The sequence below is a fragment of the Nocardiopsis potens DSM 45234 genome, from assembly GCF_000341105.1.
Classification (GTDB): domain Bacteria; phylum Actinomycetota; class Actinomycetes; order Streptosporangiales; family Streptosporangiaceae; genus Nocardiopsis_A; species Nocardiopsis_A potens.
The window spans coordinates 95,584-114,164 of sequence record NZ_ANBB01000033.1; the positions used below are offsets into that span (position 1 = coordinate 95,584).

The 18,581-nt window shown below is 72.8% G+C and carries 16 protein-coding genes; 14 read left to right on the plus strand and 2 right to left on the minus strand.

Translation table 11 applies throughout. The features are described from left to right. Positions 1-17: 17 nt before the first annotated feature. From nuoE to D459_RS0112265, 12 genes are all read left to right on the plus strand, one after another. Positions 18-719, plus strand: a complete 702-nt coding sequence (nuoE, locus tag D459_RS0112210; RefSeq protein WP_017593298.1) for an NADH-quinone oxidoreductase subunit NuoE — start codon at positions 18-20, stop codon at positions 717-719. Continuing rightward, positions 716-2,020 carry an NADH-quinone oxidoreductase subunit NuoF gene (nuoF, locus tag D459_RS0112215; RefSeq protein ID WP_017593299.1) on the plus strand — a complete coding sequence of 435 codons (1,305 nt, stop codon included), beginning with the start codon at positions 716-718 and terminating at the stop codon, positions 2,018-2,020. The genes nuoE and nuoF overlap by 4 nt, the downstream gene beginning before the upstream one ends. Continuing rightward, complete coding sequence (locus D459_RS0112220; protein ID WP_017593300.1) at positions 2,017-4,494, plus strand: NADH-quinone oxidoreductase subunit G; 2,478 nt, start codon at positions 2,017-2,019, stop codon at positions 4,492-4,494. The genes nuoF and D459_RS0112220 overlap by 4 nt, the downstream gene beginning before the upstream one ends. After that, complete coding sequence (gene nuoH, locus D459_RS0112225) at positions 4,494-5,879, plus strand: NADH-quinone oxidoreductase subunit NuoH (protein WP_017593301.1); 1,386 nt, start codon at positions 4,494-4,496, stop codon at positions 5,877-5,879. Before D459_RS0112220 ends, nuoH begins: the two co-directional genes overlap by 1 nt. After that, positions 5,872-6,417 carry an NADH-quinone oxidoreductase subunit NuoI gene (gene nuoI, locus D459_RS0112230; protein ID WP_017593302.1) on the plus strand — a complete coding sequence of 182 codons (546 nt, stop codon included), beginning with the start codon at positions 5,872-5,874 and terminating at the stop codon, positions 6,415-6,417. The genes nuoH and nuoI overlap by 8 nt, the downstream gene beginning before the upstream one ends. Then, a complete protein-coding gene (locus D459_RS0112235; protein WP_017593303.1) occupies positions 6,414-7,373 on the plus strand; it encodes an NADH-quinone oxidoreductase subunit J in 960 nt (319 codons plus the stop codon). Before nuoI ends, D459_RS0112235 begins: the two co-directional genes overlap by 4 nt. Then, entirely contained in the window at positions 7,361-7,660 is a 300-nt protein-coding gene (gene nuoK / locus D459_RS0112240) for an NADH-quinone oxidoreductase subunit NuoK (protein WP_017593304.1), read from the plus strand. Before D459_RS0112235 ends, nuoK begins: the two co-directional genes overlap by 13 nt. A 20-nt stretch (positions 7,661-7,680) precedes the next feature. Continuing rightward, entirely contained in the window at positions 7,681-9,633 is a 1,953-nt protein-coding gene (gene nuoL / locus D459_RS0112245) for an NADH-quinone oxidoreductase subunit L (RefSeq protein WP_017593305.1), read from the plus strand. Beyond that, positions 9,634-11,187: an NADH-quinone oxidoreductase subunit M gene (locus D459_RS0112250; RefSeq protein WP_017593306.1), complete on the plus strand. Its 1,554-nt coding sequence runs from the start codon at positions 9,634-9,636 to the stop codon at positions 11,185-11,187. It abuts the gene before it with no gap. After that, positions 11,184-12,848, plus strand: coding sequence for an NADH-quinone oxidoreductase subunit NuoN (gene nuoN / locus D459_RS0112255; protein ID WP_017593307.1), 1,665 nt, complete (start codon positions 11,184-11,186; stop codon positions 12,846-12,848). Before D459_RS0112250 ends, nuoN begins: the two co-directional genes overlap by 4 nt. Before the next feature lie 222 nt (positions 12,849-13,070). After that, entirely contained in the window at positions 13,071-14,075 is a 1,005-nt protein-coding gene (locus D459_RS0112260) for a polyprenyl synthetase family protein (protein ID WP_017593308.1), read from the plus strand. Positions 14,076-14,303: 228 nt separating this feature from the next. Then, on the plus strand, positions 14,304-14,687 hold the full coding sequence (locus D459_RS0112265) for a hypothetical protein (RefSeq protein ID WP_017593309.1): 384 nt from the start codon (positions 14,304-14,306) through the stop codon (positions 14,685-14,687). Here D459_RS0112265 and rarD read toward each other — a convergent pair. Beyond that, positions 14,675-15,706: an EamA family transporter RarD gene (gene rarD, locus D459_RS0112270; protein ID WP_017593310.1), complete on the minus strand. Its 1,032-nt coding sequence runs from the start codon at positions 15,704-15,706 to the stop codon at positions 14,675-14,677. The two genes, D459_RS0112265 and rarD, sit on opposite strands and share 13 nt — an antisense overlap. A 185-nt stretch (positions 15,707-15,891) precedes the next feature. Here rarD and msrA point away from each other — a divergent pair, with 185 nt between their 5' ends. Beyond that, positions 15,892-16,575: a peptide-methionine (S)-S-oxide reductase MsrA gene (gene msrA, locus D459_RS0112275; protein WP_017593311.1), complete on the plus strand. Its 684-nt coding sequence runs from the start codon at positions 15,892-15,894 to the stop codon at positions 16,573-16,575. A 116-nt stretch (positions 16,576-16,691) separates the two neighbouring features. On the opposite strand, the gene D459_RS0112280 is transcribed toward msrA, so the two are convergent. Beyond that, positions 16,692-17,513 (minus strand): SAM-dependent methyltransferase, encoded by an 822-nt coding sequence (locus D459_RS0112280; RefSeq protein WP_017593312.1) that lies wholly within the window; start codon positions 17,511-17,513, stop codon positions 16,692-16,694. A 185-nt stretch (positions 17,514-17,698) separates the two neighbouring features. On the opposite strand from D459_RS0112280, the gene D459_RS0112285 reads away from it, so the two are divergent. After that, positions 17,699-18,538 carry a hypothetical protein gene (locus D459_RS0112285; RefSeq protein WP_017593313.1) on the plus strand — a complete coding sequence of 280 codons (840 nt, stop codon included), beginning with the start codon at positions 17,699-17,701 and terminating at the stop codon, positions 18,536-18,538. The last annotated feature ends 43 nt before the right edge of the window (positions 18,539-18,581 follow it).

Consider the following 18,581-nt stretch of genomic DNA (forward strand, 5'->3'; position numbering starts at 1 on the left):
AGGAGGGGAGCACCGGCATGAGCGAGGGCTTCGACGACGCCACCAGGGCGCGGCTGGAGGTCGACGCCAAGGAGGTGATCGCCCGCTACCCGAAGTCGCGGTCGGCGCTGCTGCCGCTGCTCCACCTGGTCCAGGCGGAGGAGGGGTACGTCAGCAGGGCGGGCATCGGCTTCTGCGCCGATGTCCTGGGGCTGACCGCCGCCGAGGTCACCGCGGTGGCCACCTTCTACACCATGTACAAGCGCCGCCCGATGGGCGAATACCACGTGGGCGTGTGCACCAACACGCTCTGCGCGGTGATGGGCGGCGACGAGATCTTCGCCGCGCTCAAGGAGCACCTGGGCGTCGGCAACGACGAGACCACCGAGGACGGCAAGGTCACGCTGGAGCACCTGGAGTGCAACGCGGCCTGCGACTTCGCCCCGGTGATGATGGTCAACTGGGAGTTCTTCGACAACCAGACCCCGGAGAGCGCCAAGCGGCTCGTCGACGACCTGCGGCTCGGCAACGACGTGGCGCCCACCCGCGGCGCCGGCCCGGTGTGCACCTGGAAGCAGGCCTCCCGGGTGCTGGCCGGGTTCTCCGACGGCCGGGCCGGCGAGGGCCCGCAGGCCGCCGGCCCCTCCCTGGAGGGCCTGAAGCTCGCCCGCGAGCGCGGCTGGACCGCGCCGGCCCCCGGCGCGGCCGGCCCCGCCCCGACCGAAGGGGGCGACCGATGACCGGGACGGCGCTCACCCCGGTGCTCTCCGAGCACTGGGACCGCGAGGACCTCTACACCCTGGACGGCTACCGGGCGGTCGGCGGCTACGGGGCGCTGCGCAAGGCCCTGGCCATGGAACCGGACGCACTGGTCGACCTGGTGAAGGCCTCCGGCCTGCGCGGCCGCGGCGGCGCCGGGTTCCCCACCGGGATGAAGTGGGGCTTCCTGCCCAAGGACAACCCCAACCCGCGCTACCTGGTGGTCAACGCCGACGAGTCCGAGCCGGGCACCTGCAAGGACATCCCGCTGATGATGGCCAACCCGCACGCGCTGGTGGAGGGGGTGATCATCTCGGCCTACGCGATCCGCAGCAGCCACGCCTTCATCTACGTGCGCGGCGAGGTGCTGCACGTCATCCGCCGGCTGCGGCGGGCGGTGGAGGAGGCCCGCGAGGCCGGGCTGATCGGCACCGACATCCTGGGCAGCGGGTTCGACCTGGACGTGGTGGTGCACGCCGGCGCCGGGGCCTACATCTGCGGCGAGGAGACCGCGCTGCTGGACTCCCTGGAGGGCTACCGCGGGCAGCCCCGGCTCAAGCCGCCGTTCCCCGCGGTGGCCGGGCTGTACGCCTCGCCGACCGTGGTGAACAACGTCGAGTCGATCGCCAGCGTCCCGCCGATCGTGGCCAACGGCGCCGAGTGGTTCACCTCGATGGGCACCGAGAAGTCCGCCGGGTTCGGCTTCTTCTCGCTGTCCGGGCACGTCACCCGGCCCGGCCAGTACGAGGCCCCGCTCGGCGTCACGCTGCGCGAACTGCTCGACATGGCGGGCGGCATCCGGGCCGGCCACCGGCTCAAATTCTGGACCCCGGGCGGCTCCTCCACCCCGATCTTCACCGAGGAGCACCTGGACACCCCGCTCGACTTCGAGTCGGTCGGCGCCGCCGGGTCCATGCTCGGCACCCGCGCACTGCAGATCTTCGACGAGACCACCTGCGTGGTCCGCGCGGTCGGCCGGTGGATCGCCTTCTACGCCCACGAGTCCTGCGGCAAGTGCACCCCCTGCCGGGAGGGCAACTTCTGGATGGTCCAGGTCCTGGACCGGCTGGAGAACGGCGAGGGCACCGAGGCCGACGTGGAGAAGCTCCTGGACATCTGCGACAACCTGCTGGGCCGCTCGTTCTGCGCCCTCGGCGACGGCGCGGCCAGCCCGGTGATGTCGTCCATCAAGTACTTCCGGGACGAGTACATCAGGCACATGGAGGAGCGGGGCTGCCCGTTCGACCATTCCGAGTCGACCGTGTGGGGAGGGAGCAAGTGACCGTCACGACCAACACCCCGTCCGGCGGCGCCCCGGCGGTCCCGCCGGAGGACCTGGTCACCGTCACCATCGACGGGTTCCAGATCAAGGTGCCCAAGGGGACGCTGGTGATCCGGGCCGCGGAGCTGCTGGGCATCCAGATCCCGCGGTTCTGCGACCACCCGCTGCTGGACCCGGTCGGGGCCTGCCGCCAGTGCCTGGTGGAGATCCCCGACGCGGGCAACGGCCGGGGCATGCCCAAGCCGCAGGCCTCCTGCACCATCACCGTGATGGACGGCATGGTCGTCAAGACCCAGCTGACCTCGGCGGTGGCGGAGAAGGCGCAGCGGGGCATCATGGAGTTCCTGCTGATCAACCACCCGCTGGACTGCCCGGTCTGCGACAAGGGCGGCGAGTGCCCGCTGCAGAACCAGGCGATGTCCAGCGGGCAGGGGGAGACCCGCTTCACCGACACCAAGCGCACCTTCCCCAAGCCGGTCCCGCTCTCCACCCAGGTCCTGCTGGACCGGGAGCGGTGCATCCAGTGCGCCCGGTGCACCCGGTTCTCCGCGCAGATCGCCGGCGACCCGTTCATCGAGCTGCTGGAGCGCGGCGCCCAGGAGCAGGTCGGCATCGCCGAGGGCGAGCCGTTCCAGTCCTACTTCTCCGGCAACACCGTGCAGATCTGCCCGGTCGGCGCGCTCACCGGCGCCGCCTACCGGTTCCGCTCCCGCCCGTTCGACCTGGTCTCCACGCCCAGCGTGTGCGAGCACTGCGCGTCCGGCTGCGCGCTCCGCACCGACCACCGCCGGGGCAAGGTCACCCGCCGGCTGGCCGGCGACGACCCCCGGGTCAACGAGGAGTGGAACTGCGACAAGGGGCGCTGGGCCTTCACCTACGCCACCCAGGGCGACCGGCTCAAGCGGCCGCTGCTGCGCCGCGCCGACACCCGCGCCCTGGAGTTCGCCTCCTGGCCGGAGGCACTGGCCGAGGCGGCCCGCGGACTGGGCGGGGCGCGCCGCGCCGCGGTGCTCACCGGCGGCAGGCTGACCCTGGAGGACGCCTACGCCTACGCCAAGTTCGCCCGGGTGGCGCTGCGCACCAACGACATCGACATGCGGGCCCGGGAGCACTCCGAGGAGGAGGCCGAGTTCATCGCCGCCCGGGTCGCCGGGACCGGCGTCCAGGTGAGCTACGACGACCTGGAGAAGGCGCCCGCGGTGCTGCTCGCCGGGCTGGAGCCCGAGGACGAGTCGCCCGCGGTCTTCCTCCGGCTGCGCAAGGCCGCCCGCAAGCGCGGACTCGACCTGTACGCGATCGCGCCGTACGCGAGCCGGGGACTGGCCAAGGCCGACGGGACGCTGGTCCCGGCGGCCCCCGGCGCCGAGGCGCGGGTACTGGACGGGCTCGCCGACGCCTCCCCCGAGGCGTTCCGCGCGCTCGGCGCCGAGGGCGCGGTGCTGCTCGCCGGCGAGCGGCTGGCCCGGACGCCGGGCGCGCTCTCCGCGCTGGCCCGGCTGGCCGACCGGACCGGTGCCCGGATCGGCTGGATCCCGCGCCGGGCCGGGGAGCGCGGCGCGATCGAGGCCGGGGCGCTGCCCAACCTGCTGCCCGGCGGGCGGCCGGTGGGCGACGCGCACGCCCGCGCCGAGGCCGCGCGCGCCTGGTCGGTCGCCTCGCTGCCGGAGCGGGAGGGCCGGGACACCGCGGAGATCCTCGCCGCCGCGGCCGCCGGCGACCTGGACGCGCTGGTCATCGCCGGGGTGGAACTGGACGACCTGCCCGACCCGGAGGCGGCCCGCGCCGCGCTGGCCCGGGTGCCGTTCATCGTCTCCCTGGAGCTGCGCGCCAGCGAGGTCACCGACCGCGCCGACGTGGTGCTGCCGGTGGCGGCGGTGGCGGAGAAGTCCGGCACCTTCGTCGACTGGGAGGGGCGCGAGCGGCCGTTCGGCGACGCGCTGAAGATCCCCGGCGCCCTGTCCGACCTTCGGGTGCTGGCCGCGATCGCGGACGAGATGGACGTCCACCTGGGGCTCCCGGACGCCGCCGCGGCCCGCCGCGAACTGGCCGCGCTGGGCGCCTGGGCCGGCGAGCGGGTCCCCGACCCGCTGACCGGGCCCGCGCCGGCCGCCGAACCGGGGCCGGGCCGGGCGCTGCTGGCCACCTGGAAGCAGCTGCTCGGCCGGGGCCGGATGGAGGACGGCGAGCCCTACCTGGCCGGGACCGCCCGGCCGGCGCTGGCCCGGCTCTCCGCGGCCACCGCCGCCGGGATCGGGCTGGCCGACGGCGGCCGGCTGGAGGTCGCCGGCCCGGCCGGGTCGGTCTCGGTGCCGGCCGTGGTCGCCGCCGGGATGCCGGACGGGGTGGTGTGGCTGCCCGCCGCCGCCCGCGACTGCGACGTCCGCCGCGACCTGGGGGCGGCCGCCGGGGACACGGTGCGGCTGCGCCCCGCGGGCGCCGCCGCCGAGACCGCGAGTGCTGGGAGCGCGAAGTGATGCCCATCGGATGGCCGGCCGCCGCGGCCGGCACCGTGCAGGCGGCGGCCGGGGAGCCGGGACTGGAGGCCTTCGGCGGTGACCCGTGGTGGATCACCCTGATCAAGGCGCTGGTCGTCTTCGTCTTCCTGATGGTCTGCGTGCTGATGATGATCATGGCCGACCGCAAGGTCATGGGGCGGATGCAGCAGCGCCACGGCCCCAACCGGCTCGGCCCGCTGGGCCTGCTGCAGTCGCTGTTCGACGGCGTGAAGCTGTCGCTCAAGGAGGACGTGATCCCGCGCAACGTGGACCGGCTGGTCTACATCGCGGCGCCGATGATCGCGGCGGTCCCGGCGTTCATCGCGTTCTCCATCATCCCGGTGGGGCCCGAGGTGAACATGTTCGGGGTCACCACCCCGCTGCAGCTCACCGACCTGCCGATCGCGGCGCTGCTGGTGCTGGCCACCGCGGCGGTCGGCGTGTACGGCATCGTGCTCGGCGGCTGGGCCTCCCAGTCGCCCTACGCGCTGCTCGGCGGGCTGCGCGCCTCGGCCCAGGTGATCAGCTACGAGATCGCGATGGGGCTGAGCTTCGTCGCGGTGTTCATGTTCTCCGGGACGCTGACCACCTCCGGCATCGTGGAGGCGCAGCGGTCGCTGTGGTTCGCGGTCATCCTGCTGCCGTCCTTCCTCATCTACCTGGTCACCATGGTCGGCGAGACCAACCGGCTCCCGTTCGACCTGGCCGAGGGCGAGGGCGAGATCGTCGGCGGCTTCATGACCGAATACGGGTCGATGAAGTTCACCATGTTCTTCCTCGCCGAGTACGTGAACATGGTGACGGTCGCCGCGGTCTCGGTGACCTTCTTCCTCGGCGGCTGGCTGGCGCCGCCGCCGATCACGGCGTTCTGGCCGGGGGCCAACGAGGGCTGGTGGCCCGTCCTGTGGTGGCTGCTCAAGTTCCTCGCCGTGATGTTCCTGTTCATCTGGGCGCGCGGCTCGGTGCCCCGGATCCGCTACGACCAGCTGATGCAGCTGGGCTGGAAGCTGCTCATCCCGGTGCAGCTGGTCTGGATCACCGCGGTGGCGGTGGTCAAGCTGATGGTGAACGAGGGCGCCCCGCTCGGCGCGACCGCCGGCGTCGCCGTCGCGTTCGCGGCGGTCTCCATCGCGGCCTTCGCCGGCTACGCCCGGTCGGCCCGGCGGAAGCGGGCCGCGGAGGAGGCCCGGCGCGCCGAGGAGGCCCGCCGGATCCACGCCGACCCGGCGGTCGGCGGCTTCCCGGTGCCGCCGCAGAGCGCGCCGCACTACGGCAGCAGCGTCCTCGCCGAGCCGTCCCGAAACCCCGCACCGGCCCCGGCCGGCGAGAAGCGCGGCGAGCGTGAGGAGGTAACCGGTGCTTGACTGGCTCAACCCCGTGAAGGGGTTCGGCGTCACCTTCCACACCATGTTCAAGAAGGTGCCCACCATCGAATACCCGGAGGTGAAGCGCCCCACGGCGCCGCGCTTCCACGGCAGGCACCAGCTGAACCGGTGGCCGGACGGCCTGGAGAAGTGCATCGGGTGCGAGCTGTGCGCCTGGGCCTGCCCGGCCGACGCCATCTACGTGGAGGGCGGCGACAACACCGAGGAGGAGCGGTACTCGCCCGGTGAGCGGTACGGCAGGGTGTACCAGATCAACTACCTGCGGTGCATCCTGTGCGGGCTGTGCGTGGAGGCCTGCCCGACCCGCGCGCTCACCATGACCAACGAGTACGAGCTCGCCGACGACGACCGCGAGAGCCTGATCTGGACCAAGGAGCAGCTGCTCGCAGGGCTCCGCGAGGGCATGGAGGCGCCGCCGCACCCGATGCGGCTGGGCGACACGGAGGAGGACTACTACCGCTCCGGCCGCTCCTCGGCCGCCGAGCGGGAGCCGGCCGGCGGGGAGGTGGCCCGATGACCCCCGCGACCGCGGCGGGCACCGTGCTCGCCGCCCCGGTCTCCGGCACCGAGGCCGCCGCGTTCTGGCTGCTCGGCGGGTTCGTGCTGCTCGCCGCGCTCGGCGTGGTGCTGGCCCGCAAGGCCGTGCACTCCGCGGTGATGATGGCCGCCGTCATGCTCGGCCTGGCCGTGTTCTACGGCATGAACGAGGCGCCGTTCCTGATGGTGGTGCAGATCGTCGTCTACACCGGCGCGGTGCTGATGCTCTTCCTGTTCGTGCTGATGCTGGTCGGCGTCAGCTCGGCGGACTCGCTGGTGGAGACGATCCGCGGGCAGCGGGTGCTGGCCGGCGCCGTGGCGCTGTGCTTCCTGCTCGCCCTCGGCCTCGGCCTGACCCGGATCTCCGTCGGCGACCCGGCCGGCCTGGCCGCGGGCGTCGCGGCGGCCGGCGGCGGCGTGCAGTGGATCGCCGGCGAGGTGATCTTCCGCTACATCATCGCGTTCGAGGCCACCGGCGCACTGCTGATCACCGCGGTGCTCGGCGCGCTGGTCCTGGCGCACAGCGCCCGCACCAAGCCGCGGCGGACCCAGCGGGAGATGGCCCGGGAGCGGATCCTCGGCGACCACCCGACGCCGCTGCCCGGCCCCGGAACCTACGCCCGGCACAACGCCATCGACATGCCGGCGCTGCTGCCCGACGGGTCGGTCTCCCGGCTCTCGCTCAACCCGGTGCTCACCGCCCGCGACCCCGAGCTGCAGTCGCAGGTGCCGCAGGACATCCGGCTGGGCGCGGTGCCCAGCCCCGGCGGCGCCTCCGACTCGGCCTGGTCCAAGGAGGGCCACGCCGAGGACGAGCGGCCCGAGTCCGGCCCCGGCGCCGAAGAGCGCGGGACCGGCGGGGACGCCGAGGACCGCGGGGACGGCGAGAACGGCGGGGCCGAAGGAGAGGAGGCCGAGCACTCGTGGACCCGATGAACTACATCGCGCTGGCCGCGCTGCTGTTCACCATCGGCGCCCTGGGGGTGCTGGTCCGGCGGAACGCGATCATCGTCTTCATGTGCGTGGAGCTCATGCTCAACGCCTGCAACCTGGCGTTCGTCGCCTTCGCGCGGATGCACGGCGACATCGAGGGGCAGGTCATCGCGTTCTTCGTGATGGTCGTGGCCGCCGCCGAGGTCGTGGTGGGGCTCGCGATCATCATGCAGATCTTCCGCACCCGCAGGTCCGCGTCGGTCGATGACGCCAACCTGCTCAAGTACTAGAAGGCGACGTGGCCGTGTCTATGACCGACTCCCTCCTCGCCGCCGACGCGCAACCGGCGGTCACCGCCCCGGCCGAAGGGGCGGTACTGGGCAACGCCTGGCTGCTCATCGCGCTCCCGCTGATCGGGGCGGCCGTCCTGCTGATCGGCGGGAAGCGGACCGACGCCTGGGGCCACTGGCTGGCGACGGCGCTGCCCCTGGCCAGCTTCGCCTGGGCGGTGCTCGCGCTCGTCCAGCTCCTCGGGATGGACGCCCACCACCGCAGCGTCGGCGTCGACGTCTACACCTGGTTCTCCTCCGGCGACCTGGAGGTCGGGGCGAGCCTGCTGATCGACCCGCTGTCGATCAGCTTCGTCCTGCTCATCACCGGCGTCGGCTCGCTCATCCACATCTACTCGGTGGGCTACATGGCCCACGACGAGCGGCGCCGCCGGTTCTTCGCCTACCTCAACCTGTTCGTCGCGGCGATGCTGGTGCTCGTCCTGGCGGACAACTTCGTGCTGCTCTTCCTCGGCTGGGAGGGCGTCGGCCTGGCGTCCTACCTGCTCATCGGGTTCTGGCAGCACAAGCCCTCGGCGGCCGTCGCCGCCAAGAAGGCCTTCCTGGTCAACCGGGTCGGCGACCTGGGCCTGCTGATCGCGATCATGCTGATGTTCTCCACCTTCGGCACGGTCGCGTTCAGCGGGGTGCTCGGCGGCCTGGACGGCGCCGGGCAGGGCGTGCTCACCGCGATCGGGCTGCTCCTGCTGCTCGGCGCGTGCGGCAAGTCGGCCCAGCTGCCGCTCCAGTCCTGGCTGCTGGACGCGATGGAGGGCCCCACCCCGGTCTCCGCGCTGATCCACGCGGCGACCATGGTCACCGCCGGCGTCTACCTGATCGTGCGGGCCGGCCCGATCTTCGAGGCCGCCCCCGCCGCCCAGCTGGCGGTGGCGATCGTCGGCGCGGCCACCCTGCTGGCCGGCGCGGTCATCGGGTGCGCCAAGGACGACATCAAGAAGGCGCTGGCCGGGTCCACCATGAGCCAGATCGGCTACATGACCCTGGCCGCCGGGCTGGGCCCCGCGGGCTACGCGGTGGCCATCGCGCACCTGATCACGCACGGCTTCTTCAAGGCCGGGCTGTTCCTCGGCGCCGGCTCGGTGATGCACGGCATGAACGACGAGGTCGACATGCGCCGGTACGGCGCGCTGCGCCGGTACATGCCGATCACCTTCGCCACCTTCGGCCTGGGCTACCTGGCGATCATCGGGTTCCCGCTGCTCAGCGGCTGGTGGACCAAGGAGGGCATCATCGAGGCCGCGTTCGGCGCCGGCGGGCTCACCGGGCAGCTGCTCGGCACCGCGGCGCTGGTCGGCGCGGCGCTCACCGCGTTCTACATGACCCGCGTGATGATCATGACCTTCTTCGGCGAGAAGCGCTGGCACGACGGGGTGCACCCGCACGAGTCCCCGGCCTCGATGACCGGGCCGATGGTGGTGCTGGCCGTCGGGTCGGTCTTCCTCGGCGCGGCGCTGGTCTTCGGCTACCGGTTCGCGCACTTCCTGGAGCCCGCGGTCGGCGCCCCGCCGGAGCACCACGAGTTCAGCCTGGCCGCCATGTTCACCGCCCCGTCCGCGCTGGCCGCGCTGGCGCTGATGGTCGGCGGGGTGGCACTGGCCTGGTTCATGTACGGCCGCCGCCCGGTGCCGGTGACCGCCCCCGCGGGCAACTTCATCACCGCCGCCGCCCGCAACGAGCTGTACGGCAACGAGATCAACGAGGGACTGCTGATGCGGCCCGGCCAGGTCGTCACCGAAGCGCTGGTGGCGATCGACACCCACGTCGTCAACGGCGCGGTGAACGGGGTGGCGGACAGCGTCCGGGACGGCTCGGCGCGGATGCGCCGGGCGCAGACCGGATTCGCCCGGACCTACGCGCTGACCATGCTGTTCGGCGCCGCCATCGTCGTCGCAACGCTGGCTGTGAGGATCTAGATGACCGACATCCCCTGGCTCACACTCGCCATCGCGCTGCCGGCGCTGGGCGCGCTGGGCGTCGCGCTCACCCCCGTCGAGCGGGCCGAGCAGGCCAAGCGGGCGGCGTTCGCCGTCTCGGTCGCCGTGCTGGCCCTGCTCGGGGTCATGGCGGCGCGGTTCGACACCTCGGCGGCCGGGCTGCAGTTCGAAGAGGTCCACCCGTGGATCCCGCGGTTCGGGGTCAGCTACGCGGTGGGCGTGGACGGGATCGCGCTGCTGCTGATCCTGATGTCGGCGGCGCTGGTCCCGCTGGTGATCCTGGCCGCCTGGCGGGAGAACGACGACGCCCCGGACCGGGGCAAGGGCTACTTCGCGCTGATCCTGGCCCTGGAGGCGATGATCGTCGGCGTCTTCGCCGCGACCGACGTCTTCCTGTTCTACGTCTTCTTCGAGGCCATGCTGATCCCGGTCTACTTCATGATCGGGCGGTACGGGCGCGGCGAGCAGCGCCGCCGGGCCGCGATCACCTTCCTGCTGTACAGCCTGGCCGGCGGCCTGCTGATGCTGGTCGCGGTGATCGGGGTCTACGTCTACGGCGGCACGTTCCTCTGGAGCGACCTGGTCTCCGGCGGGGCCCTGGCCGAGCTGGACCCGACCGTGCTGCGCTGGCTCTTCCTCGGCTTCTTCATCGCGTTCGCGATCAAGGCGCCGATGTGGCCGCTGCACAGCTGGCTGCCGACCGCGGCCGGGTCGTCCCGGCCGGGCACCGCGGTGCTGCTGGTCGGCGTGCTGGACAAGGTCGGCACCTACGGGATGCTCCGCTACTGCCTGGAGCTGTTCCCCTCGGCGGCGGCCTGGTTCGTCTGGCCGGCGGTGGCGCTCAGCCTGGTCAGCATCGTCTACGGCGCGATCCTGGCGATCGGGCAGAGCGACATGCTGCGCCTGATCGCCTTCACCTCGGTCTCCCACTTCGGGTTCATCACCCTGGGCATCTTCGCGATGACCACCCAGGGGCACTCCGGGGCGGCGCTGTACATGGTCAACCACGGCTTCGCCACCGGCGCGCTCTTCCTGATCGTGGGCTTCCTCATCGCCCGCCGGGACTCCTCGCTGATCGCCGACTACCAGGGCGTGCAGAAGGCCGCCCCGGTGCTGGCCGGCACCTTCCTGGTGGCCGGCCTGGCCGGGCTGTCGCTGCCCGGGCTGGCCCCGTTCGTCAGCGAGTTCCTGGTGTTCATCGGCGCCTACATGTTCAACCCGGTGCCGGCGGTCATCGCCGCGGTGGGCGTGGTGCTGGCCGCCCTCTACATCCTGTGGATGTACCAGCGGACCATGACCGGCCCGCTGCCGGAGCGGCTCTCCGGCCTGGCCGACCTGGACCGGCGCGAGCTCGGCGCGATCGCGCCGCTGGTCGCGCTGATCATCCTGTTCGGCGTCTACCCGCAGCCGATGCTCGACGCGGTCGAGCCGTCGGTGCAGCGGACCATGGAGCAGCTGGACGCCACCGACCCCGCGCCCGCGGTCGGCGGCACCGGTCCGACGGCGGGCGGCCAGGAAGGAGCCTCCGAGTGATCTCCGCGACCCAGGCGGCACCGGGTGCGGCGCTCGCCGCACCGGTCATCACCGATTCCCCGCCCGCCATCGACTACTGGCTGCTCGCCCCGATGCTGGTGGTCTTCGCGGCGGGGGTGCTGGCGGTGCTGGCCGAGGCCTTCGTCCCGCGCCCCCGGCGCCGCCCGGTCCAGCTGCTGCTGGCCCTGGGCGGGGTGCTCGCCGCGTTCGTGCTCACCCTGGCCCAGGCCTTCACGCTGCCCGAGGGGGAGGCCGGCACCACCCTGGCGCTCGGCGCCGTCGCGGTGGACCGCCCCGCGCTCTTCCTCCAGGGCACCATCCTGGTGCTGGCATTCATCAGCCTGCTGCTGATCGCCGAGCGGCACGGCGGCGAGGACGCGTTCGCCGCGCAGGCCGCGGCGGTGCCCGGCAGCGAGGAGGAGCGCGAGCACGTCCTCGCCGGATCCGAGCACACCGAGGTCTACCCGCTGGTGCTCTTCGCGGTGCTGGGCATGCTGCTCTTCCCCGCCGCCAACGACTTCCTCACCCTGTTCGTCGCGCTGGAGGTGATGAGCCTCCCGCTGTACCTGCTGTGCGGGATCGCCCGGCGGCGCCGGCTGTTCTCCCAGGAGGCCGCGGTCAAGTACTTCCTGCTGGGCGCGTTCTCCTCGGCGTTCTTCCTGTTCGGCATCGCCCTGGTGTACGGCTACGCGGGCTCGGTGAACTTCGCCCGGGTGGACGAGGCGGTGCAGGCCGGCGGCGCGGAGATCTTCCAGGGCGGCAACGGCGAGCCGCTGCTGCTCCTGGGCATCGGCCTGGTCGCGGTCGGCCTGCTGTTCAAGGTCGGCGCGGTGCCCTTCCACAACTGGAAGCCCGACGTCTACCAGGGCGCCCCGACCCCGATCACCGCGCTGATGGCCTCGTGCACCCTGGTCGCCGCGTTCGGCGCGCTGCTCCGGGTGTTCTTCACCGCCTTCGGCGGCTCGGTGGAGTCGTGGCGGCCGATGCTGTGGGTCGTCGCGATCCTCACCATGGTGGTCGCCGCGATCGTCGCGGTCACCCAGCGCGACATCAAGCGGCTGCTGGCCTACTCCTCGGTGGTGCACGCCGGGTTCGTGCTGACCGCGGTGGTCGCGGCCGACTCCGCGGGCCTGGCCGGCGCCATGTTCTACCTGGCGGCCTACGGGTTCACCACGATCGGCGCGTTCGCCGTGGTCACCCTGGTCCGCACGCACGAGAACGGCGCCGAGGCGGGCGACCTGGAGCAGTGGGCCGGCCTGGGCCGCACCTCGCCGGTGCTGGCCGGGGCGCTCTCGCTGTTCCTGCTCGCCTTCGCCGGCATCCCGCTGACCAGCGGGTTCATCGGCAAGTTCGCGGTGTTCGAGGCGGCCCTGGCGGCCGGCGCCGCGCCGCTGGTGGTGGTCGGCGTGCTGAGCAGCGCGGTGACCGCGTTCTTCTACGTGCGCATCATCGTGCTGATGTACTTCTCCGAGCCGGCCGAGAAGGGCGGGCCGCGGGTGGTCCCGGCCGGGCTGCTCACCGGGTCGGTCATCTCGATCGGCGTGGCGGCCACCTTCCTGCTCGGCGTCTACCCCACACCGGTGCTGGACCACCTGATCCCGGCGCCGGGCGGCGGTACCGACGCGGAAGTGGCGGCCACTGCCGACGGATTCACCAGGTAGGGGTACCTTTTCAGGTACGACCGAAGGCGTCGGAGGGCCGGCGGGACGTGTTCCGCCGGCCCTTCCGGCGCCTGCCTCCGAGTCGCGGAGCGGCTGCGCTCCGCGGCTTTGGCGGTTGAAACCGGGTCCGATAACTTGGCTAGTCGGTCGATGTTCATCCCGAGAGCGCGCGATACGCCGGAAATGGGGTCACGCGCGCCCGTTGACGTGTGGAGCTTTCAGGTGAGCGGTGCTGTCCCGAGCGGTTTCCTCGCTCTGCCGAGTGTCGACGCGGCCCTCGCCCGGGAGGTCCAGGAGGACCTGGAGAAGGTCGAGGCGCTGCTGCACGAGTCGGTCGAGGCGAGCGACCCGCTGCTGACCGATGCGGCCGGCCATCTGCTGGCGGCCGGCGGCAAGCGCTTCCGCGCCACCCTGGTGCTGCTCGCGGCCCGGTTCGGCGACCCCCGTGTGCCCGAGCTCATCCCGGCCGCCGCGGTGGTCGAGCTCACCCACGTCGCCACCCTCTACCACGACGACGTCATGGACGAGGCGGAGATGCGCCGCGGCGAGCCCAGCGCCAACCAGCGCTGGGGCAACACCGTGGCGATCCTCACCGGCGACTACGTCTTCGCCCGGGCCTCGGAGATGCTCGCGGACCTGGGCACCGACGCGGTCCGGATGCAGGCCCGCACCTTCGGCCGGCTGGTCCAGGGGCAGATCCTGGAGACCTCCGGCCCGGCCGAAGGGGTCGACCCGCTCGGCCACTACATGCAGGTCATCGCGGACAAGACCGCCTCGCTGATCGCCTCCTCCGCGGAGTTCGGCGCGACCTTCGGCGGCGCCGACCCGGAGGTCACCGCCACCCTCACCCGCGCCTGCGACGCGCTGGGCACCGCCTTCCAGCTCTCCGACGACATCCTGGACGTGGCCAGCGAGTCGGCCGAGTCCGGCAAGGTGCCCGGCACCGACCTGCGCGAGGGCGTGCTCACCCTGCCGATGTTCCACGCGCTGCGCGGCACCGACCCGGACGGCGAGCGGCTCCGCTCGCTGCTCGGCCGCCCGCTGAGCGAGGCCGAGGCCGAGGAGGCGCTGACCCTGCTCCGCCCGCACCCGGCGATGGCCGAGGCCCGCGCCGACCTGCAGGGCTGGGCCGACAAGGCCCGCGCCGAGCTGGCGTCGCTGCCCGAGGGGGCGGCCCGGGACGCCTTCGAGGCGCTCTGCGACTACGTGGTGGAGCGCAGCGGCTGACCCGCCGGACCTCCGCAGGCCCGTCCCCGCCCGGGGGGCGGGCCTGCGCGTTTTCCGGAGGATCGGGAACCCCATGACCGTCACTCTCCGAAATCAAAATGTGCAGATTGGTTACTCTTCGCCTACATCGTGGGTACCCAGCAGGTATCGCCGCAGGCGAGCGCCGCAGTGCTGCGGCGTGACAGGGGGGAGTGAACCGCCGTGGGGGAGAACACGGGAGCAGGGCGAATGATCGGGCACCGGCTGTTCGACCGCGACGGAGCCGGAGTCGGCCGGATCGGCCAGGTCTTCTACGACGACCAGACCGACGCCCCGACCTGGATCACCGTCCGCACCGGCCTGTTCGGGACCAGCGAGAGCTTCGTCCCGCTGCGGGGCGCGCGGGCCCTCGGGGACGGGGTGCAGGTGCCCTTCGACCTGGAGACGATCCGCAACGCGCCCAGCTTCGACATCGACCAGCACATATCGGTCGAGCAAGAGGACATGATCTACCACCACTACGGGCTGCCGCCGGAGCCCGGGGTGCCGGCCCAGCGGCCGGCCGAGTCCCGCCCGCGCGGGCGGCACCGTCGCCCGGAGCCGGAGGGGCAGGGCGAGCGTCAGCCGGGCTGAGACCCGGTGTCCAGGGCACGGGGCCGGCCGCCGGCGCCGTGCCCTTCCGCGTCCCCCTCCTCCGGGGACCGCGCGGCCGGGCGCCCGGCGGCGCCCTCCGCGTCCCCCGGCTCCGCGTCCTCCGGGGCCTCCGCCCCCTCGCCGGGCCGGCGCGCGTTGCGCAGCATGTCCGCGGCGAAGATCAGCAGCGCCACCCAGACCACCGCGAACCCGGCCCACCTGCTGGCCGGCAGCTCCTCGTGGAACACCAGCCAGGCGAAGAGGAACTGCATCACCGGCACCACGAACTGGAGCAGGCCGATCATGCTCAGCGGGATGCGCCGGTTGGCCATGCCGAAGCAGAGCAGCGGCACCGCGGTCACCACGCCGCTGCCGATCAGCAGCAGGGTGTGCCCCGGCGACACCGAGGCGAACGTGCCCGCGCCGGTCGCCTCCAGGTACGCCACGTACCCGGCGGCAGGCAGGAACATCAGCAGCGTCTCCACCGCCAGGCTCTCCAGCCCGTCCAGTGAGACGAACCGCTTCACCAGGCCGTAGGTGGCGAAGGAGAACGCCATCCCCAGCGAGAACCAGGGCACGCCGCCGTAGGCGAAGGTGAGCACCGCCACCGCGACCGCGCCGAGCGCCACCGCGCACCACTGCGCCGGGCGCAGCCGCTCGGCGAACACCAGCACCCCCATCACCACGCTGACCAGCGGGTTGATGAAGTAGCCCAGCGCCGCCTGGGAGGTCTGCCCGGAGTTCACCGCCAGGATGAACAGCCCCCAGTTCACCGAGATGACCAGGGCCGCGGCGGTGAGCAGCAGCAGCGTCCGGGGCGAGCGCAGCACGCCGAGCAGCCAGCGCCAGTGCCGCCGGACCGCGAGCACGGCCACCACCGCGACCAGCGACCAGACCATCCGGTGGGTGAGGATCTCCAGCGCCCCGGAGGAGGCGAGCAGCGGCCAGTACAGGGTGGACAGGCCCCACATGAGGTAGGCGCTCGCCCCGTAGAGCACGCCCCGGTTCAGCTCGGACACGCCGTCACCCTAAAGGATTCATCCCATGAATGAGTAGCGAGTTCTGCTAAGGGCGGGGTTTCAGCTCCGCTGAACCCCTCCGCGAAACCGGCCCCGCCGGGGATCCGGCCGGCCCGGCCCGTGGACCCGGCCGGCCCGGGAAGCCGCCCCGGCCGCCCCTTCCCCCCGCCGGATAGGCTGGAGCCATGTTCACGTTCGGGCGCAAGGCCACCATGATCGGACCGGAACAGGCGCTCCCCGGCCGGGACACCCCGATGCCGGTGCCGGACCGCCACGAGGTGCTGGGCACCCCGCTCGCACCGCCCTACCCGCCCGGCAGCGGGATCGCCGACTTCGGCATGGGCTGCTTCTGGGGTGTGGAGCGCACCTTCTGGCGCCTGGGCGCCGAGCGCGGCATCATCACCACCGCCGTCGGCTACCAGGGCGGATACACCCCCAACCCGACCTACGAAGAGGTCTGCACCGGCGCCACCGGCCACACCGAGGCGGTCCGCGTCGTCTTCGACCCGGAGAAGATCTCCTACACCGACCTGCTCAAGGTCTTCTGGGAGGGCCACGACCCGACCCAGGGCTTCCGCCAGGGCAACGACGTCGGCACCCAGTACCGCTCGATGATCCTCTACCACTCCGACGAGCAGAAGGCCGCCGCCGAGGCGACCCGGGACGCCTTCCAGCCGGTGCTCTCCCGCTCCGGCTACGGCCCCATCACCACCGAGATCGTCCCGGCCGGCCCGTTCTACTTCGCCGAGGCCTACCACCAGCAGTACCTCTCCGACGCCAAGAACCCCAACGGCTACTGCGGCGTCGGCGGAACCGGGGCAACCTGCCCGATCGGCGTCGCGCGCACGGACGGCGACACCGGCCGCTGACCGGCGGCGAGAAGCCGCTCCACCAGGTGAAGGCGGCGCCCGGTCCTGCCGGTCGGCGGGGGCGGAATGGGCGCTGCCGCGCCCGAGGCGGCGGCCCCGGCCGGCGGCGCAGCGGGTCAGGGCTTGCGGGCCACGCCGCAGAAGGCGTCGACCTCCGGCGGTTCGCCCCAGGGGGTGGCGGGCGGGCGCCAGCGGGACACCGAGACCACGCCGGGGTCCAGCAGCTCCAGGCCGGTGAAGAAGCGGGACAGCTCCTCGGGGCTGCGCAGGCGGTAGGGCTCGCCGCTCTCCGCGAGCGCTTTCTCGGAGCGGGCGGCCTGCTCCGGGTGGACGGCGTTGGAGCCGTCGCTGACGACCAGGTGGCCGCCGCCGGGGAGCGCGCCGACCAGCCGGTCCCGGATGCCGTGGGCGGTGGCGTCGTCGGTGATGCTCCCCATGATGCCGATCATGATCAGCGCGACCGGCCGGGAGAAGTCGAGGGTGCGGGCGGCCTCGGCGAGGATGCGGTCGGGGTCGCGGGCGTCGGCGTCGATGTAGTCGGTGGCCCCTTCGGGCGAGCCCACCAGCAGCGCGCGGGCGTGCACCAGCACCAGCGGGTCGTTGTCCACGTAGACGACCCGGGCCTCCGGCGCCGCCCGCTGGGCCACCTCATGGGTGTTGTCGGCGGTGGGCAGCCCGGTCCCGACGTCCAGGAACTGGCGGATCCCCTCCTCGGCGGCGAGGTGGTGCACGACGCGGCGGAGGAACTCCCGGGAGTGCCGGGCGATGTCGACGATGCCGGGGTTGACCCGCATGACCTCGTCGCCCACCCGCCGGTCGACGGGGTAGTTGTCCTTGCCGCCCAGCCAGTGGTTCCAGACCCGGGCCGGGTGCGGCACCGAGGCGTCGATCCCGGGCGCGGCACGCCCGCCCCCGGCCCCGGCGGCGTCTCCGCTCACGGCACGCTCCTCTCCGCCCGTCCATCGCCCACGGCCCCATCCAAACGGGGGCGGACGACTCAGGCAACGCCGTCCCCTGGCCGGAACCGGACCCCTCCCCCGACCGGGAGCTCGCGTGCGGACGGCGGACCGGGGAGCTGGGGCTCGACTGACACGGATTCCATCCGTGAACAGGAAGAAGGCACGTGTCCAACATCTATACGAGCTTCCTGCGCATCCTTGCCCTTCCCGGGCGGAGCATCGATCGCGGCGAGGCCGAGCGGATCATCGGGCTGATCCTCAACGACCGCGGGTCGTACAACGTCCCGGTGGCGGCCCGGCTGTCGGAGGACGGGAGCCTCGTGGACGTCCGGGCCGGACCGGGGAAGAACCCGGACTTCTACGACTTCTGGTACGACCACCCCGACCGGTACGCCTGCGTGTGGGAGCGGTTCTTCGACGAAGGCGGCTCCCAGGACACCATCACGTGCTACCGGAGGGACGGCCGGACCGACGGGTACGGCGCGTGCTGGTACGGGTTCGACGAGGTGCGGGTGGCCGGACCCGCTGATCGCCTTCCCGATCTCGGTACACTGTCCGCCTCCTGGGAGCCGGTCGGCGACGGTCTCTGGCGCGCCGGAATGGCCGGCCGCTACCAGACCGGCAACGACCGGACCGACATCGGGAAGGCGGGCCCGTGCGCGATGGAGGTCGAGTGGGATCCGCCGGTCACCGAGGCCGCCCCCGGCGGTCTGGTCACGCCGACGACTCCCACCTACGACCGCGCCGAGACGGTGCGGTCGGAACCGGACGGACTCCGCCCTCTGCTGGAGCACGGCGACCGGGACGCCGGAGGAGAGCCCCGGGTGGAGCGGGTGGAGCTCCTCTGGCGGGGACGAGTGGTGCGCAGGGCCCGACCGGAGCCCGACGTGTTCGGTGAAGGGCGTGAATGGGAGCAGCGCAGCGCCGACGACTGGGATAACTGCCTGCACCCGGCCTACCTCGCGAGCATGGAGGAAGCCCGGCGCCATCGGCGGCGTTCCTGAGCCGGCCCGGGAGGCCCGGTCCGCCTGCGGCCCGGGTCCGGTG

Bases quoted from the DNA above. Each gene is read 5' to 3' on its own strand.
- nuoF (WP_017593299.1), top strand. From the start codon at position 716: ATGACCGGGACGGCGCTCACCCCGGTGCTCTCCGAGCACTGGGACCGC.
- D459_RS0112250 (WP_017593306.1), top strand. From the start codon at position 9,634: ATGACCGACATCCCCTGGCTCACACTCGCCATCGCGCTGCCGGCGCTG.
- nuoE (WP_017593298.1), top strand. From the start codon at position 18: ATGAGCGAGGGCTTCGACGACGCCACCAGGGCGCGGCTGGAGGTCGAC.
- msrA (WP_017593311.1), top strand. From the start codon at position 15,892: ATGTTCACGTTCGGGCGCAAGGCCACCATGATCGGACCGGAACAGGCG.
- nuoH (WP_017593301.1), top strand. From the start codon at position 4,494: ATGCCCATCGGATGGCCGGCCGCCGCGGCCGGCACCGTGCAGGCGGCG.
- nuoL (WP_017593305.1), top strand. From the start codon at position 7,681: ATGACCGACTCCCTCCTCGCCGCCGACGCGCAACCGGCGGTCACCGCC.
- D459_RS0112265 (WP_017593309.1), top strand. From the start codon at position 14,304: ATGATCGGGCACCGGCTGTTCGACCGCGACGGAGCCGGAGTCGGCCGG.
- D459_RS0112235 (WP_017593303.1), top strand. From the start codon at position 6,414: ATGACCCCCGCGACCGCGGCGGGCACCGTGCTCGCCGCCCCGGTCTCC.